Source organism: Parasediminibacterium paludis (assembly GCF_042651445.1).
Lineage (GTDB): Bacteria > Bacteroidota > Bacteroidia > Chitinophagales > Chitinophagaceae > Parasediminibacterium > Parasediminibacterium paludis.
In genome coordinates, this window is sequence record NZ_JBHSDC010000037.1 from 1 (window position 1) to 555 (window position 555).

The window sequence follows — 555 nt, forward strand, 5'->3', positions numbered from 1 at the left end:
GAACGAGTTATTAAAGAAGGATTTCACGAAGTTCTAAAACCACTGGGTTATAAGAAGAAAGGAAACAACTTTTTTATCCAGCTAGCAGAGTTAGGACAAATAATCAATATTCAGAAGAGTTCCCTCTCTTCAAAAGACCATATAAAGTTTACAATTAACACTGGGCTTTTTATTCCTGAATTTTGGTTAGCTTTTTACAACTTTCACGACAGAGAGATACCTATTTTCCCGACTGAGCCAGAATGTTTAGTTAGACAGAGAATTGGAGAACTTAAAAATCAATCAGATACATGGTTTGATATTGATAATAATTCAATTGCAGAAGATTTAATAATTGAAATGAAAAGTAGCTTAAAAAATCATATTCTACCCTATTTTGACACATTCAATTCAAAAGAGAAAATTTTAGTTGGGCTTGACAATAATACTTTGAAGACAGAAAGACTTGGTAAACTCATTGTTTATGGGGAATATAAACAAATTGACAAAGCACAAATTGAGTATGAAAAAATTATTAGTAAGAAAGGAATCAATCCAAGTTTTATGTTAACGATA

At 30.3% G+C, this 555-nt stretch carries 1 protein-coding gene; it reads left to right on the top strand.

Annotated elements, in window-relative coordinates:
• On the top strand, window positions 1-555 hold a 555-nt coding region (locus tag ACFOW1_RS16940; protein WP_379015941.1), incomplete at both ends, for a DUF4304 domain-containing protein.